The following is a 16,844-nucleotide window of genomic DNA, read 5'->3' on the forward strand; positions in this document are numbered from 1 at the left end:
ATCTGGTTATTCGTGGAAGATTCGGGTGCTCCGTCACAAAAATTGTGCAAAGTGGCTCATCAGCTGCAGTGAAACCCCGTATTTATCCACAGTACTATGCACAGTTGTGTATAAACCGTGTGGACGGTTGTTTGTCGGCGCTCAACCGTTGTTTGAAAACTGACCTGCATGGGTGAAGTTGGAAGGCTTCTCATCTCGGATGAGAGCGTCTTTACACTTGTTGAGAAACTCGTAAAATTGGCTTGAAACATACGCTTTTCGCACATTCAGGAGAAGGCTGTGCACATCAATCACACGTGGTCGAAGGCTTCCAAGCCGGCCCAGCTGCTTGCCATGCTGGTCACGACCGCCCTCGTTATGCTCGGCGTCACGACGCTGCCCACATATGCGGCGGCCCCGACGCTCAAACTCGCCATCACACCCGACGAGACCTCGTACCTCTCCGGTGTTGAGCAGCGCTACGTCGTCGAGTTCGCCTGCGCCTCCACCACGGAGGACTGTGTCGACTCGGTTGTGACCATCACGCTGCCCCACACGGTGACCCCCGCGGGTGACCCGAACCCCGACTCGGCGCCCGACGGCGTCAACGCCACGGCCACCGCCGGCAAGAAGGTCGTCACCCCCACGATCAAGGCTCCGACCGCAGGCGCTGACGGCCTCGTCACCTACAACCTCGGAACAGTTGCCGCTGGCTCCTCGTTCCAGACGGTCCTGACCTTCACCGCCCCGCGCGGCGTGACCCCCGGTGGCTCTACCGTCACCCCGGTCGCGACCTTCACCTCGGGCGAGAGCAAGGAAACCTCCCAGGCGACCGTCACGATCAAGTCCGAGCCGACGCCCCTCCTGAGCAAGACCGGCCCGGTCGCGAGCCCCAAGAACGTCGACGTGACCTACCAGATCACGCCGAAGTACGACACCAACGTCGACGGCCTCAACGGCAAGTCCAACATGACCGATGTCGTCATCACCGACCCGCTGCCGGCGTGCGCGAAGTACGTGTCCTCCTTGGCCTCGGGTAACACCAAGACGAACACGGCCGCGACCGTCGAGAGCTCCTACGACGCCGCGAGCCACACCGTCACCTGGAACGTCGGCGACGTCAACCCCGCGTTCATGAACCTCGTCCTGTCTGTCACCGTCCACTACGACGACACCTGCACGGACGACACCGTCACCAACACCGCGAAGCTCACCGGCAAGGAGATGCACAACGAGACCAACGTTGTCACCGCCGATGCCTCCTTCACGCACCGCTTCGACAGCGAGATCCGCTACGGCGGCGGCTTCAACAAGCGCGCCATGAGCCAGTTCGAGCGCGGCAAGCAGGGTAACTGGCTGTACAGCTACTCCAACAACTCCAACGTCCCGGTCGTCATGGAGTACACCGACTACATGACCTGTGGCCTCGTGTCCCCGACCGACGGCTCCAAGGACTGCGACAAGCCCCTCATGCGCGTCAAGACGATCGACACCCAGACGACGACGCCCATCGAGATCACCTACTGGACCAACAAGGGCAACACCGGCACTCAGACCGTCTACCGCGGCAAGGCATTCGACTTCTCCTCCTTCGCCGCCGACGAGTACCTGACCGTCTTCCACTACAAGCAGACGATCCCCGCCGGTGAGTCCTCCATCCTCAACGTCGCCGGCCCCGTCGGCGCAGGCACCCCCACGACCGAGGACGGCACCACCTACGTCCAGGCTGACACCAACTCCGCCGCATGGAAGGCCGGCAAGTCCGACCAGTACGTGCGCGTCCAGAACTGTGTCTCCGACTGGTCCATGAAGTCCCTCGACGGCTCCCGATCCATCCAGATCCCCGCCGACGACTACTGCGACATCCTCACCCTGGGCACCGCGCTGCCCAAGTACTACAACGCCAAGTCCACCATCAAGGGCAACCTGGCGTCCCCCGGCTCCGAGGTCACCTTCAGCGTCACCGCGAACAACACCTCGACCGTCGTTGACTCCCAGCCCGTCATCTCCGACCTGCTGCCCTGCGGCATGACCTTCGTTGAGGACTCCGTCACCGGCGGTCCCGCAGGTAAGGAAAAGACCGTCACGGTCCGCGACGTCACCGACGCCACCGGCTGCACCCGCCAGCTCGTCCAGGTCACCTGGCCCGGCTACCAGACCAAGGGTGGCACCACCATCCAGCTGCGCGGCAAGGTCGGCCCCTCGATGAGCGCCGGCACGCACAAGAACGAGGCCTACATCTCCGCGGCCGAACCCGAGTACGCGCTGACCTCCAAGTCGACGACCATCTGCTTCTACGGCTCCACCGACGATACCTACGATGTCAATGGTGATGGCAACACCGCCGACCAGGTCTGCCCCGTCTCCTCGACCTTCACGGTCTCCGAGCAGGCTGGCGCCGACGTCGTCCTCGAGGGCCTCGGCTCCGTGGAAGGCTCGACCTACAAGAAGTATGTCGACGGCGTGTCCATGATCCGCCAGGGTGAAGACGGCAAGTACCGCATCACCCCCACCAACTCCGGTAACGCGGACCTGTCCGACATGACCGTCTACGGCATCCTGCCCCACGTCGGTGACACCGCCATCCAGGATTCTGATCCTCGTGGCTCCGAGTGGGCACCCATCCTCACCGGCCCCCTCCAGGTCGGCGCAGGATCGGGCATCGACCCCTCGCAGGTCACCATCGAGTACTCCACCTCCTACAACCCCTGCCGCGGCGAAGTCATGAAGCAGGGCGACGCCATGGCAGCCGGCCCCACCGGATGCGACAACAACTGGACCGCCACCCCGGCCTCGTGGGCCGACGTGAAGTCCTACCGCATCTACATCAACGGCAAGGCCACCCCGATCAAGGCCGGCGCATCGATCCCGATCATTGCGCCCATCAAGGCCCCCGATAACGCGACTGGCATCGCCTACGAGTCCGTCGCGATCGCGGCCACCCAGGCCTCGAACAACCGCGCCATCCTGCCCGCCGAGCCGATCAAGGTCGCCATGGCCCTCGCGCTCGACGTTGCCCTCAACAAGACCGTCGTCTCCGACGCCTCCAACCTGAAGCCCGGAGACCAGGTCACCTACCGCATCGACGCCGGCAACATCGGCCAGGGCAAGGCCCCCGACCTCAAGGTCAAGGAAGCCTTCCCCGAAGGCACCACCTTCGTGTCCGCCGAGACGCACAAGTGCGCCTCCGGCTACACGACCGGCCTGCCGCAGGAATGTAAGGGCACCGACGAGGCCGGCACCTTCGACGGCACCACGTGGACGATCGGCGACATGCTCGCCGGCGAATACGCCTCGCTCTTCGTGACCGTCACGCTGAACGCCGACACCGACGGCAAGACCCTCAACAACACGGCCGCCTTCGTGAACCCGCCCGAGTACGACCTCGTGCCCGGCAACAACTCCTCCTCGGCGTCCATCACCGTCAAGCACCGCCTCTCCGGCAAGGTGTACTACGACGCGAACGAGTCCTCCTCGTTCGACAACGGTGAGGACCCCTTCAAGGACATCACGGTCGAGCTGATCGGCGCCGACGGCAGCGTCGTCGCCACCACCAAGACCGACGCGGACGGCAACTACTCCTTCACCGGCCTCGACGCCGGAACCTACACGGTCAAGATCACCAAGGCCGGCGAGATCGCCGAGCTGACCCAGACCGAGGATCCGGACGGCACGAAGGACAACGCCTCCGGCGCGATCACGCTCAACGCCGACAACCCGGTCCGCGAGAACGTCAACTTCGGCTACATTAAGAAGCACGCGATCTCCGGCAACGTCTACCTCGACCAGAACCGCGACAAGACGAAGAACACGGGCGATATCGACCTGTCCGGCGTCACCGTGAAGCTGCTCGACAAGGACGGCAACGTCGTGGGTACCACCACGACCGACAAGGACGGCAACTACTCCTTCACCGGCCTCAACGACGGCACCTACACCGTCCAGGTCGACAAGACCGGCCCGCTGGCTGACAAGGAGCAGACCGAGGACCCCTCCGGTAAGACGGACTCGCGCTCGCAGGCCATCACCTTCACGCGCACCGACCCGGACGTCACCAACGTCAACTTCGGCTACGCGGACAACTACTCGATCCACGGCCTCGTCTACCGCGACGGTGACCGCAACGAGACGCACGGCGCGACCGAGAAGGGCTACGCCAACCAGACCGTCGAGCTGCGCGACAAGGACGGCAAGGTCGTCGCGACCACCACGACGGACGAGAACGGCGCCTACTCCTTCGAGAAGCTGCCCGCCGGTGACTACACCGTCAAGGTCGTCAAGGACGGTGCCCTCACCGACCTCGACCAGACCGAGGACCCGGACTCCACCAAGGACTCCACCTCCGGTGTCATCTCGCTGAGCAACGACCACCGCACCGAAACGGACGTCAACTTCGGCTACATTGCCAACAATTCCATCAATGGCACCATCTACCGCGACGGTGACCGCGACGGAAAGAAGGGCGACACCGAAGGACGCTACTCCGGCGTGACGGTCCAGCTCCTCGACAAGGACGGCAAGGTCATCACCACCACGACGACCGACAAGGACGGCAAGTACTCCTTCGAGCACCTGCCCGACGGCACCTACTCCGTCAAGGTCGTCAAGGACGGTGCCCTCACCGACACCGACCAGACCGGCGACCCCGACAACAAGCTGGACAACGCCTCCGAGCCGATCACCCTCGACGAGAAGAACCCCACCAAGGGCGACGTCGACTTCGGCTACGTCCCGAACAACACCATTAAGGGCACCGTCTACCGCGACGACAACCGCGACAAGACGATCAACGGTAACGAGCCCGGCCTCGAGCGCGTGAGCGTCCAGCTCCTCGACGAGGACGGCAAGGTCCTCCAGACCCTCGACACCGACGCGGACGGCAACTACGCCTTCCAGCACCTGCCCGACGGCAAGTACACCGTCAAGGTCGTGCGCTCCTCGTCCATCAAGGACTACGACCAGACCGAGGACCCCGACGCCACCGTCGACGACACCTCCGCGGTGTACACGATGGGCCCGGAGAACTCCCTGCAGGAAAAGGTCAACTTCGGCTACGTCCCGGACTACTCGATCGCCGGTCGCGTCTACCGCGACTCCGACAAGTCCGGCTCCTACACCGACGGTGAAGAGACCTTCTCCGGCGTGACGGTCGACCTGCTCGACAAGGACGGCAAGGTCGTGGCCACCACGACGACCGACAAGGACGGCAACTACTCCTTCGAGAAGCTGCCCGCCGGCACCTACCGTGTCAAGGTCCACACTGACGGCGACCTCGCCGGCCTGGACCAGACCGAGGACCCGGATGGTATCGCCGACTCCATGTCCGGTGAGATCACGATCGGCTTCGACAACCAGAAGGTCACCGGCGTGAACTTCGGTTACGTCGCGCCCGACGTCCCGGCCACCAAGCCGAGCACCGGCCTGGCCCAGCGCCTTGCGCGCACCGGCTTCGACGGCCTGATCGGCGGGGCGGGCCTGGGAGCGGCCGTCGTTGGCGGCATGTTCCTGTGGATGCGTCGCCGTCGCCAGGACTGACGGTCATTCGGCCTCAGCCTCGACGAGGCCGTGGCTGAGTGAGCCGACAAGGGGCGGGTACTTCGGTGCCCGCCCCTTTGGCGTACCCGGGTGTTCGTGTGGCTGGTGCTTGTGGCGCCGCTGGTGTTCCGGGCGCCGTCGGGCGCGGCTGCTGTCTGGCCTGCTCTGAGGGCCGGGCCGCTGTGTGTGCCGGTGGGCGGCGGCCCGCCCGCGAGCCGTCCGCGCTGCGTTTTCTGGCCTTTCTGTTGCGTGTTGTTACAAACGTCGTCAATCGGAGGTGTTTTTTGTGTGGATTCCCGATCCGTTGTTACAAACGCCGTCAATCCGACGGCTTTTTCGCTGAAAATAGTGGTTTTTGGACGCAGATTGACGACGTTTGTAACAGGGGTCCTCGCAAGGGGCTTCAAATCGCTCCGGTTTGACGACGTTTGTAACGTCGTCCGCCCACCGGCCCTGCGGCCGGTCCCTCCGGCGCCCTCTTATCAGAAGGTGGCGCGTGTTCTGGATAGGAAGCTCTGTTCTGGATAGGAACGGCGCTTCTGGATAGCTTATTAACCTATCCAGAACGCAATAACCTATCCAGATTGTTGTTTCCTATCCAGTTCAGTGGTGTGTGCCAGCCCGCTGGCCTGCTTGCTGTGTGGCAGTGGGGGTTTTGCACTACGTGAAGCCCCCTGGGGGTGTGTTGTCGGCGTGTCGGAGGCGCGGATGGCGCAATTCTCCTCGATCGGTGGAGCTGGATCGCATCTGATGCTGGTGTAACGCCCAAACCACAGACCACCTCGGTGAAAAACGCTGAAAACGGGCTGCTAGTGGCGAAGTGGTCTGCGTTTTGGGCGCAACGGCACCCGCGAGGTGTGCTGATTTGCCTGCGAACCCGCTATTGCGAGTGTTAACCCGCTATGTCGCACGTAAACCCGCTATGTGGAGTACGGGCGGGGCTGCCCAGACGCGTATTAGCGGGTTAACGTACGGATTAGGGGGTCTACGTGCGTATTAGTGGGTTAACGTGTGAGTTGTGGGACTCGCATGAGGCTGAGTCGCGTCGTGAGAGCTGGATTCGTCGCCGTGGGAGTGATCATGCGGGCAATGGTGGCAGCTGGGCCCATCTACTGGCATGCTTAACCCTTCGATGCGTAGCTAAACCCTATTGGTGGCATGGTGGGCAGCACGCCCAGGCCGCCACCTATCGGGTTAACGTGCGGGATTCCTGAGGTCCTTGCATTGGTGCCAGCAGTTTCACACAACGACTCGGCGAGATTCTTCGCGAGTATCGGCACGAAGGCTCGTGTTGGGTGGCATGTGTCGGTCATGCCCCAGTGTGCAAGCCACCGCGGCACCCGGTTTGACTGGTGTTGTGGGTGCCTGGGGGATGTCGCGAAGGCGGGCAGGAAGCTGTTGCAAACGCAAACCTGCGCGGATGAAGCCGAGGACGCCGCGTCCAACGATCCGCACGCAGAAGCGCCCGGGGCCGTGGCCCCGGGCGCTCCCGGCAACAAATGAGCTCCGATAACTAGCGGAACAACTTCAGGGCGTTGGGCCCAATCATGAACGGCGCCAGGATCATCGACGAGCCGAGACCCACGCTGAAGCCGGCGATCACGTCGGTCACCCAGTGGACGCCCAGGTACAGGCGCGTCACGCAGATGAAGACGATGAGCGTCAGCGCCGCGGCCCACAGCAGGTAGCGCAGACGGCGGCCGATGCGCGTCGTCGTCAGCACCAGCACCAGGGACACGAACAGCGCGGTCACAGCCGTCGCGTGACCCGATGGGAACGAGTAGCCGTCCTCGGTGATTAGGCGCAGCGCCTCCTCGGGGCGAGGGCGCTCGTACAGGTGCTTGATGATGAAGCTGTTTGCGGCCGAGAACACCACGGAACACAGGATGTACAGGGCGTTCATGACCTTCTTGATGAACCACCACACGGCGCCCGCCACGGCCAGCGCTACAACGACCGCGCGCTTGGGGTCAAACAGCCACGAGGCGCCCGTCATGAACGAGTTCATCGCCGGCGTGCGCGACGCGACGAAGTCAGACCACACCGTGGTGTCGATCGACAGGGGACTCGTGATGAATCCGCCCGCGACGGCGACAGCCGCGACGAGGAGAAACCCGATGATCACGGGGGGAGTCAGAAGGCGACGAGCAATCATAGTGAAATCCTACCGTAGTGTCAGTCGTTGGCGCCGTACTCGTAGACCCAGCGCCCGGCCCGGCGCGAGAAGCGCGAATGCTCGCGCATCTGCCCGGATTCGCCAGTCGATGTGTCCCGCCACGAGGCTATAAACGTCACCGTGCCCTCCTCGTCGGAAGGACCCCCGGCCTCGGCCCCCAGGATCCGCAGACCCGTCCACTGCGTCCCCTCCACCCAGTACGGGGGAGCGGGGCGCGTGCGCGGGTGCCACGTGCGGAACAGGTAGTCCTCGTCGCGCAGCGCGAAGGCCGTGTAGCGCGACCGCATGAGCGCCTCAGCGGTCGGAGCCGCCTCGCCGTCCAGGTAGCGCCCGCAGCACTGCGCCAGCATCGCTCCCGACCCGCACGGGCAGGTACGAGGCCGGGACACTCCAGCGCTCGCAGCGCCGGGAGCAGCGGGGGAGGAGGTCACGCCTGGTCGCCCAGGGACGCCAGCCAGCGCTCCGCATCCAGGGCCGCACGGCAGCCGGAGCCGGCCGCCGTGATGGCCTGGCGGTACGTGTGGTCCACGGCGTCACCGCACGCGAAGACGCCCGCGACGGACGTGCGCGTCGACGGCTCGTCGACCGTGATGTAGCCGGCCTCGTCGAGGGCGACCTGGCCGCGCAGGAAACCCGTGCGGGGCAGGTGACCGATCGCGACGAACACGCCGTCCACGGCGATCTCACGCGTGGAACCATCCACCGTGGAGGCCAGGCGCAGGCCGGTCACGGCCTCGTCGCCCAGGACCTCTTCGACCGTTGCGTTCCACTCGAAGGAGATCTTCGGGTTGTTCAGGGCTCGCTCGGCCATGACGCGCGAGGCGCGCAGGGTGTCGCGACGGTGCACGACGACGACCTCGGACGCGAAGTTCGTCAGGAAGGTCGCCTCCTCCATCGCGGAGTCGCCGCCGCCGATGACGGCCAGGCGACGATCCTTGAAGAAGAAGCCGTCGCAGGTCGCGCAGTAGGAGACCCCGCGGCCGGAGAACTCGTCCTCGCCGGGCACGTTCATGTGACGGTACTCCGAGCCGGTGGCCAGGATGACGGCGCGCGCGTAGAAGACCTCGTCCTCGGTGGCCACGGCCTTCACGTCGCCCTCGAGGTTGACGGCGACGACGTCCTCGTAGCGAACGTCCGCGCCGAACTTCTCGGCCTGCTCGCGCATGTTGTCCATGAGCTCGGGGCCCTGAATGCCCTCCGGGAAGCCGGGGAAGTTCTCGACCTCGGTCGTGTTCATGAGCGCGCCACCCGCAGCCAGCTGACCGGCCAGCACGATGGGGGCGAGGCCGGCGCGGGCCGTGTAGACCGCGGCCGTGTAGCCGGCCGGACCCGAGCCGACGATGACAACGTCGTGGACGGTGGCGCCCTCGGGCACCTCGGCCGACGGGACCTGCACCTCGGCGGTCTCAGCGGTGGTATCGGTGGATTCGGCCGTCACCAGGCCCGGAATCGTCACGAAAGACATACGTACCCTCCTTAGGGTTACTGAACGGTGAGTTCGGAGATCCACGCCCAGTTGCGTCCGTCCTGGCCCTTGGGCATGGAGCGGAACTGCAGCGCGATCGAGTCGGTTTCGACGGCCGCGGGCAGCTGAATCGTCGTCGTCGGAGACAACGCCGACATGGCCAGCTCTGTTCCGCCGCGCGGGTTCGCCGGGTCCGTGACGTTACGCACGACGACCTCGCCGCCGGACGTCGCCGGATCCATGTTGAGCGTCACCGAGGACACGGTGGCCTTCTGCTGGAGCTTCACGACGATCGTCACGGAGGTCTCGTCGCGGAACTGGTTGTTGTCGAACCAGCGCGACGACCAGGACGTCGCCGGGTTCGAGTCGATCATGTTGATCGCGCGGTCCGGGTGGTCGCCGTCGTCGTTGTTCCACGACAGGACCTGCACGGAGGAGATCACGGGGGTCGTGGTCGGAGCCGGCGGGGGCGTCGTGGTGAGCGCGGGGCTGGGCTCCTCGTCGGACTGCTGCTGTGCGACACCGGCGCGCAGGGACTGGGTCAGATCCAGGTCGGTGACCGGTCGGGTGGCCATCCACGGACCCCAGATCGCGCCAAAGAGCACCAGGACGACGCCGAAGATCAGCGCGGGCTTCGTCGGGTCGATGAGCGTGCCGGAGCGCTTGGAGGAGCCCTCCTCGTTCGACGAGGCCGGGGCGTCCTGCACGGGAGCGGCAGGTATCGGGGGGATGGGGTCCATGACCTCGGTGGCGTCCTCGACCGGGGGAGCGGGCACCGCCTCGGGTGCCTGCACGCGCGGAATCTGATGCGTCGAGGGGCCGTCCGTCAGGGGAGCGGGATGGGGGTAGTCCTCGGGATTGACCTCAGCGTCGCGCTCGTATGCGCTGGCGGCGGGGGCCGGCGGCGGGGGAGCGAGGGGGAACGCGGGGGCCTCAACCTGCGCGGCGTCCACCTCATCCGTCACGGGCTCGATGCCGTACTCCGCGAGGGACTCGGGGATCGCCTGTGCCTGTGCGGCCTCCGTGGCCTCGGCGATGTCGTCGACGATGGGTGCGGCCACGGCCTCGGCGACCAGCGGGTTTTCGACGGGTGCCTGCGTCGCGGGGCCGAGGGTCGGGACCTCGGCGGGCGCGGGAGCCGGCGGCATGTCGGCCAGTTCCTCAGCCTTATCGGCTGCGGGGGCCGCGGGAGGCGCGGGGACTGCGGGAGGCGCGGGGATCGGCGAGGCGGAGAGCACCTCGTCAAACGACGGCAGCTTCTCGTCGTCGCCGCTGCGTTCGGGCGTGGGAGCCATCGGTTCCTCCGTCTCGTCGGGTGTGTGTCCCGTCATTATCTCAGCTGGTGCGGGGGTGGGCGTGGAGGACGCTGCCAGGATGTTCACCACAGCGCCGGGCACGCGCAGGCGGGTGAGCAGTGGGCGCATCATGACGGCGGATTCGCCGGGCGCGGCGAAGCGCAGGACCAGGAGGTACACGAGGCCGGTCAGCGCGGACACGAGCGAGAGCTTCACGCCGGCCAGTGCCATGCGGCCCAGCGTCGACGAAATTTCGGTGTGGATGCCCATGAGCCACAGGAGGCCGAAGCCCACGAGGCCCGCGACGATCGCCGCGGCCAGGTAGGACACGTAGGAGCGCAGCAGGCCCGCGCGGTCGACGTAGCGGTTCTCGCGCGACACCCACACGACCGCGATAATGCCCTGGGTCAGGCGGCACACGGTCTCGCCGAGCGCGGCCGCGACGACCCACCAGCGGGCGCCCGTCAGGGCGTACATCGACCAGCCCACGATCACCTGGAGGATCGTGGGACCAATGCCCATGAGGAACACGGGCTTGACGTCCTCGTAGGCGAAGAAGACGCGCTGGCTCATGAGGACCATGCCGGTCGAGGCGACGCCGGGCATGAGCGAGGCGAGGACGAGGGCGTAGCCGGTCACGGCCTCGGGATCCCCGCCCTTGGCCGCCATCGCGATCTCCATCATGGGGACGGAACCGGCCATCAGCATGGCTGCGGCGACGAGGGTCAGCGACGTAATAGTGCGCACGCCCAGGTGGTAGTTGTCAGCCACCGCTCGGTCGTCGCCGTCGGCGACGGCACCGGCCATGCGGGTGAAGATCGCGGTCGTCAGCGACACCGTGATGAGCGACTGGGGAACCATGAAGATCATGAACGCCGTCGAGTAGGCGAGGATGCCGACGACGCCGCCCTGAGCGCCGTTGCGGCCGATGAAACCGTCGGCCATGGCAGCCAGGTTGTTCGTGGACAGGACGCCGACCTGGGACACGCCCAGGGTCGCGAACGTCCATCCGGCCACGCGCGGCATCGACCCGAAAGAGGTTCCGCGGAAGTGGAAGTCCGGCTTGAAGGAGACTCCCGCCCGACGCATCGGCCACAGCAGGCACAGGGCCTGGCAGATGACGCCGAGGGTCGCGGATCCGGCGAGGACCCAGAACTGTGCGCCCGTCAGGTCACCCGCGGGGATGCCGCCGTCCGGTGCGCCGCCCCAGATGGCGAGGAAAGCGCCGAGGCCCGCGATGCCCACGACGTTGTTGACGACGGGTGCCCACATGTAGGGCCCGAAGATCTCGCGCGCGTTGAGTAGCTCGCCGAGCAGGTTATACAGGCCGTAGAAGAAGAGCTGCGGCAGGCACAGGAGGGCGAAGAGGATCGCGAGGTTGCGAATGTCCTCGGTGTAGCCGGCGGCCGTGATCATCACCAGGACGGGGGCCAGCACCATCGTCGCGAAGGTGACGAGGAAGAGCAGGGTTCCCGCGAGGGTCAGCAGGCGGTTGACGTAGGTGTCACCGTCGTGGCGGCGCTTGATGGCGCCGACGATCTGCGGGACCAGGACGGCGTCGAAGATGCCGGAGGCCAGCAGGTTGAAGACCGTGTTGGGCAGCGTGTTCGCGGTCTGGAACGCGGCGCCGACACCGCCGGCGGTCGCGCCGACCGCGGCGATGAGCATCGCGTTGCGCACGAAGCCGAGGATGCGCGACACCATGGTGCCCGACGCCATGAGCGCCGATGCCCTCAGGATCGATCGGCGAGGCGTGTTCGAGCTCATGGGGTCTCCTTCGTCGTTGCTGTCTCGGTTTCAGTGGTGATGTCTGTCGTGTCAGCGTCGCCGGATGCGGCCTGCGCCTTGCGTGCGGCCCTCTTGCGCAGCGAACGCGTGATGCCGGCCAGGAAGAGCAGGCCGAAGAGCGAGGCGATGACGGCGGTGATCGCGTCCTCCCACCCGGCGCGCATGCGCACGGTCACGGTCTGGGAGTCGTCGAGGACGACGCCGTCGGGCGTGGTGACCTTGTACGTGACGTCGATGTCGCCACTGCCGATCGCACCCACGGGCACCTCGACCGTCGTCGCGCCCTGCGCGGCGAGCGTCTGGGATTGGGCGGGGGTGGCGCGCAGACGCGGATCGTCGGGCACGAGGGTGACGTCGACGCGCACCGGCCAGGGCAGGTTATTGCGCACGAGGACGGGGAAGTTCGCGGACTTGTTAATGAGGTTGACGGCCGAGGAGGGCTCGACGGTCACGGCGGAGAGCATCGTCGTGACCTGCGAGGTGACGGCAGTCGCCGCGTCGAGCTGCTCGGAGGGGGTGAGCTGCGCGGACAGGGCCGGGAGAATCTGGGGGGTGACCGAGGCATACACCGCGTCGGCGTCGTCCGTCGCGTTCGCCAGCGGTGTGAGCATAGTCAGGGACGAGGCCATGGCCGAGATTGCGGTCTCCGTGTCGGTAGCGAGAACACCGGCCCCGACGGTCTGGCGGTCGACGTCGGTGGGTTCACTGGCGGCCATCTCGCTGAAGGACATGGCGCTCACCCAGCGGGGTGAGAACAGGGCCTTCGTGCGACCGGTGAGCCGCTCGTTGATGACGGTTCCGCGCTGGGCCGCAGCGAAAATGGTGCGCGAGGAGGCGGGGCGCTCGCGGGTGATGATCGCGGTGATTGCGGTGAGGGCCTGTTCGGCATCGAGCTCGTCGCCACCGGACGCGTTCCACGACAGGAGCGCCGCGATGTCGCTCTGCTGGGCGAGGGTGCGCGCGCCCGTCCCGTCCGTCGAGGTTTCGCCGGTGGCGGGGTCGATGTTGACTCGCGCGTAGGAGGTGAAGGGAACGTCCTCGGCAGGCGTCAGGGCGCCCACCGGGGCGATTGTGATCTGGTTCGAGGAGGAGAATCCGGACAGGAACGACGTGCCGAAGGTCGTGTCCGCAGGCCAGGCGACGTTACGCAGGATCGAGGGGCCGGAGTCGGGTGCGGAGGTCGTCGTGGCGGACTGGCCGGCGGTGCTTGCGGATGTGCTCGGCGTGGGCGTGGCCTCGGGTGTCCCGGAAGGGGAGGGGGTGGCCGAGGCCGACGGGCTGGGGCTGGCCGGAGAGTTGGCGGGTGCGACCCACCCGGCCTTGCGCAGCGTGTCGGGGAAGTCGGCCATCGAGCGCGAGGCGCGGTCCCAGAAGCCGGTGTTGCCCGACAGTGACAGGGCACCGAGGTCGGCGTCTCCCTCGGGCAGGGCGATGATCTCGGTCGCGTTCGACAGGAGCGCCGCGACGAAGGCCTCGGACTGGAGGTCACGAGCGCGCTGCGCCGGGTCTGTGGCCGTGGGGGCGGGCGTCGGGGTGGCGGACGCGCTTGGCGAGGCCGTGGGGGCACCGGACTGACCCGATTCCGCGTCGGACTGGCCGGACTGGGCGGGGTCAGCTTCGGACTGTCCCGCGTCGGTCGAGGGGGAAGTCGAAGGAGAAGCCGAAGGGGAAGCCGAGGGGGTCGGTGTGGCCGTGGGCTGCGGGCCGCGAGGGATCAGCAGCGGGTCGACGGCCAGGGTGACGCCGCTGGCGGAGGCGAGGCTGAGGACCGCCGAGCGTTCACCCTGGTCCTGGGTGGCGCTCGTCGAGGTCCAGGGGATCACGGTGCTCACGCGCGAGGCGGAGACCTGCGCGCCCGAGTCCCACACGATGATCGATCGGTCCTTGCCCGAGTATTCGCCGGAGGTCGCAGTCACGGTCGTGACGCGCGGGCCCCACTCCTCGGCGTCGGTGAGAGGCAGCGAGGACGTGGGAATGCGGATCTCGAAGGAAGTCGTGGCTCCTCGGGCGACGTCCGTGAGCGAGGAGGAAGCCGCGTGGGTCGCGTCCGGCTCGTCATCGGTGAGGGCGGTCGTCAGCGCGGGGACAGAAATCGGCGTCTCGTTGGCGACGAACACCTCGAGGGAGATATTCGCGAGCGTCGTTGGCGAATCGTTATGGACCGTTCCAGAGATAACGAGTTCGTTTTCATCTGTGATGATTCGAGGCGACAGCGAGTTAATGGAAACAGATAGACCGGAATCCTCTGAGACCGTACCCATGACGGCGGGGCGTGACTCGTCCGACTGGGAGGTCACGGTGGGCAGCGGGGCGGCCCCGGCCTCGCTGAGACCGAGGCCGAAGGGAAGAGCCATCGCCGCGCACAGGACGCCAGCCGTCAGCGCGCGCCTAGTCACGGCCATCCCGATACAGCAGGTCCAGGGCGATGCGCACGATGCGGCGCTCGTTGGGGTAGGCCAGCTGGCGCGACACGTCGCGCAGCGGCACCCACGCGGCCTCCTCGGCCTCGTGATCCGGATCCCCATCGACGGAGATCGTGCCCGACTCATACCCCATCAGGTAGTGGTGGACGACCTTGTGAACGCGGCGGTCGTTGCCGGAGAACCAGTAGTCGATCGATGCGAGGTGGCGGATGATGCGCCCGTGGATGCCGGTTTCCTCGGCGACCTCGCGCAGCGCGGCCTGCTGGGGGGTCTCGGAACCCTCGAGGTGGCCCTTGGGCAGGCACCACTCGATGCGCCCCGCTCGATTGCGTCGCGCGATCAACGCCGCATAGGGAATTCCGTCACGCACGTCGACGACGATGCCGCCCGCGCTGGTTTCCGCGGAAATCGGCAGGTGAGAGCGGCCAGCGCGCACAGAAGCGGACCGACGCGGGGGTCGGGGCACCCCGCTTCGGCGGTCAACTGGACGTGCAGGCATGACTCCACTTTAGCCGGTGCGCGGCCCCCGGTAGTCGGCCAGGGCGCTTTCCTGGCATGCTTAAGGGCGATGAGTACCCAGTCAACTTCCCCGAATAACGGCCCCGTGACCGCGCAAAACGCCGGAACGACGGACATTCCTACCCTCATGGCGAACGCCACGAGGACCTTTGCGGCGCTCCCGCCCGCGATTATGGAACTCGGCACGATTTTTGACGAGGCCGGGGAGGAGCTCGCGCTCGTCGGCGGGCCCGTGCGCGACGCGTTCCTGGGAGTGACTCCTCACGACTTCGACATGACGACCTCCGCGCGCCCCGAGCGCACCGAGGAGCTCCTGGCGAAGTGGGGCAACGCGACCTGGGACATCGGCAAGGAGTTCGGCACGATCGGCGGTCGCCGCGGCGACCTGGTCGTCGAGGTGACGACCTACCGCACCGACGAGTACGAGATCGGCTCGCGCAAGCCCGAGGTGACCTTCGGTGACACGCTCGAGGGCGACCTGACGCGGCGCGACTTCACGGTCAACGCGATGGCGATGCGCCTGCCGCAGATGGCCCTCGTCGACCCGTGCGGCGGCCTCGCCGACCTCGCGGACGGCAACCTGCGCACCCCCGTGTCCGCCGAGCAGTCCTTCGATGACGACCCGCTGCGCATCATGCGCGCCGCGCGTTTCTCCGCGCAGCTGGGCCTCGACGTCGACATGGACGTCTTGAACGCGATGGAGACCATGGCCTCGCGCCTGGAGATCGTCTCCGCCGAGCGCATCCGTGCCGAGCTCGAGCGCCTCATCATTTCGCCCTACCCGCGCCGCGGCATCGAGCTGATGGTGCACACGGGCGTCGCCGACATCGTCCTGCCCGAGGTCGCCGGCCTCGTCTCCACGGTGGACGAGCACAAGCGCCACAAGGACGTCTACGAGCACACCCTCACCGTCGTCGAGCAGGCGATGGACCTGGAGACCGGCCCGGACGGCCCCGTGCCCGCCCCTGACTTCATCCTGCGTTTCGCCGCCCTCATGCACGACGTCGGCAAGCCGGCGACCCGCCGCTTCGAGCCGAACGGCACCGTGTCCTTCCACCACCACGAGATCGTGGGCGCGAAGATGACGCGCAAGCGCATGAAGGCCCTGCACTTCGACAAGGCGACGATCGAGGCCGTCTCCACCCTGGTCGCGCTGCACCTGCGCTTCCACGGCTACGGCGAGGCCGCCTGGTCCGACTCGGCGGTGCGTCGCTACGTGGCCGACGCGGGTGACCTCCTCGAACGCCTCCACCGCCTGACGCGCGCGGACTGCACGACCCGCAACCGTCGCAAGGCCAACTACCTGTCCGCCGCCTACGACGACCTCGAGGCGCGCATCGCCGCCCTGCGCGAACAGGAGGAACTCGACGCGATCCGCCCCGACCTCGACGGCGACCAGATCATGGAGATCCTCGGACTACGCCCCTCGCGTGCCGTGAAGATCGCCCGCGACTACCTCCTCGAGCTGCGCATGGAGCGCGGGCCGCTGGGCGAGGAGGCCGCCCGTCAGGCCCTTCTCGACTGGTGGGCATCGGACGACGTGCGCGCCCTCGCCGAGGAGTACCAGGCTCAGCAGGCCCACTGGGAGGCCAAGGTCGCGGAAAAGAAGGCCCGCAAGGCCGCCGCGAAGGCCGCCCGCGAGGCCCAGGGGCAGTGAGACGGGG

At 66.8% G+C, this 16,844-nt stretch carries 8 protein-coding genes; 2 read left to right on the top strand and 6 right to left on the bottom strand.

Going from position 1 to position 16,844, the window contains the following annotated elements:
• The first annotated feature begins 279 nt into the window (after window positions 1–279).
• Window positions 280–5,514, top strand: coding sequence for an SdrD B-like domain-containing protein (locus tag JJJ16_RS08120; RefSeq protein ID WP_219752144.1), 5,235 nt, complete (start codon window positions 280–282; stop codon window positions 5,512–5,514).
• A 1,513-nt stretch (window positions 5,515–7,027) separates the two neighbouring features.
• On the opposite strand, the gene JJJ16_RS08125 is transcribed toward JJJ16_RS08120, so the two are convergent.
• From JJJ16_RS08125 to JJJ16_RS08150, 6 genes are read right to left on the bottom strand one after another with little or no spacing between them, the layout of a single operon-like run.
• The gene (locus JJJ16_RS08125; RefSeq protein ID WP_219752145.1) at window positions 7,028–7,669 is read right to left on the bottom strand and encodes a phosphatase PAP2 family protein; all 642 of its coding nucleotides are present in this window, start codon (window positions 7,667–7,669) and stop codon (window positions 7,028–7,030) included.
• Window positions 7,670–7,689: 20 nt separating this feature from the next.
• On the bottom strand, window positions 7,690–8,121 hold the full coding sequence (locus tag JJJ16_RS08130) for a YchJ family protein (protein WP_219752146.1): 432 nt from the start codon (window positions 8,119–8,121) through the stop codon (window positions 7,690–7,692).
• Complete coding sequence (trxB, locus tag JJJ16_RS08135; RefSeq protein WP_219752147.1) at window positions 8,118–9,155, bottom strand: thioredoxin-disulfide reductase; 1,038 nt, start codon at window positions 9,153–9,155, stop codon at window positions 8,118–8,120. Before trxB ends, JJJ16_RS08130 begins: the two co-directional genes overlap by 4 nt.
• A 17-nt stretch (window positions 9,156–9,172) precedes the next feature.
• Window positions 9,173–12,217 (bottom strand): murein biosynthesis integral membrane protein MurJ, encoded by a 3,045-nt coding sequence (gene murJ / locus JJJ16_RS08140; protein WP_219752148.1) that lies wholly within the window; start codon window positions 12,215–12,217, stop codon window positions 9,173–9,175.
• Window positions 12,214–14,640, bottom strand: coding sequence for a DUF6049 family protein (locus JJJ16_RS08145; protein ID WP_219752149.1), 2,427 nt, complete (start codon window positions 14,638–14,640; stop codon window positions 12,214–12,216). Before JJJ16_RS08145 ends, murJ begins: the two co-directional genes overlap by 4 nt.
• Window positions 14,627–15,097, bottom strand: a complete 471-nt coding sequence (locus tag JJJ16_RS08150; protein ID WP_003791425.1) for an NUDIX hydrolase — start codon at window positions 15,095–15,097, stop codon at window positions 14,627–14,629. Before JJJ16_RS08150 ends, JJJ16_RS08145 begins: the two co-directional genes overlap by 14 nt.
• A gap of 210 nt (window positions 15,098–15,307) precedes the next feature.
• Between JJJ16_RS08150 and JJJ16_RS08155 the strand changes: the two genes are divergently transcribed.
• On the top strand, window positions 15,308–16,837 hold the full coding sequence (locus JJJ16_RS08155; protein ID WP_219752222.1) for a CCA tRNA nucleotidyltransferase: 1,530 nt from the start codon (window positions 15,308–15,310) through the stop codon (window positions 16,835–16,837).
• The last annotated feature ends 7 nt before the right edge of the window (window positions 16,838–16,844 follow it).

It is taken from the genome of Schaalia sp. ORNL0103 (assembly GCF_019429565.1).
GTDB lineage: Bacteria > Actinomycetota > Actinomycetes > Actinomycetales > Actinomycetaceae > Pauljensenia.

Excerpts from the sequence above, each read along its gene's own strand:
- JJJ16_RS08125 (WP_219752145.1), bottom strand. The coding sequence starts at position 7,669 with ATGATTGCTCGTCGCCTTCTGACTCCCCCCGTGATCATCGGGTTTCTC.
- trxB (WP_219752147.1), bottom strand. The coding sequence starts at position 9,155 with ATGTCTTTCGTGACGATTCCGGGCCTGGTGACGGCCGAATCCACCGAT.
- murJ (WP_219752148.1), bottom strand. The coding sequence starts at position 12,217 with ATGAGCTCGAACACGCCTCGCCGATCGATCCTGAGGGCATCGGCGCTC.
- JJJ16_RS08145 (WP_219752149.1), bottom strand. The coding sequence starts at position 14,640 with ATGGCCGTGACTAGGCGCGCGCTGACGGCTGGCGTCCTGTGCGCGGCG.
- JJJ16_RS08155 (WP_219752222.1), top strand. The coding sequence starts at position 15,308 with ATGGCGAACGCCACGAGGACCTTTGCGGCGCTCCCGCCCGCGATTATG.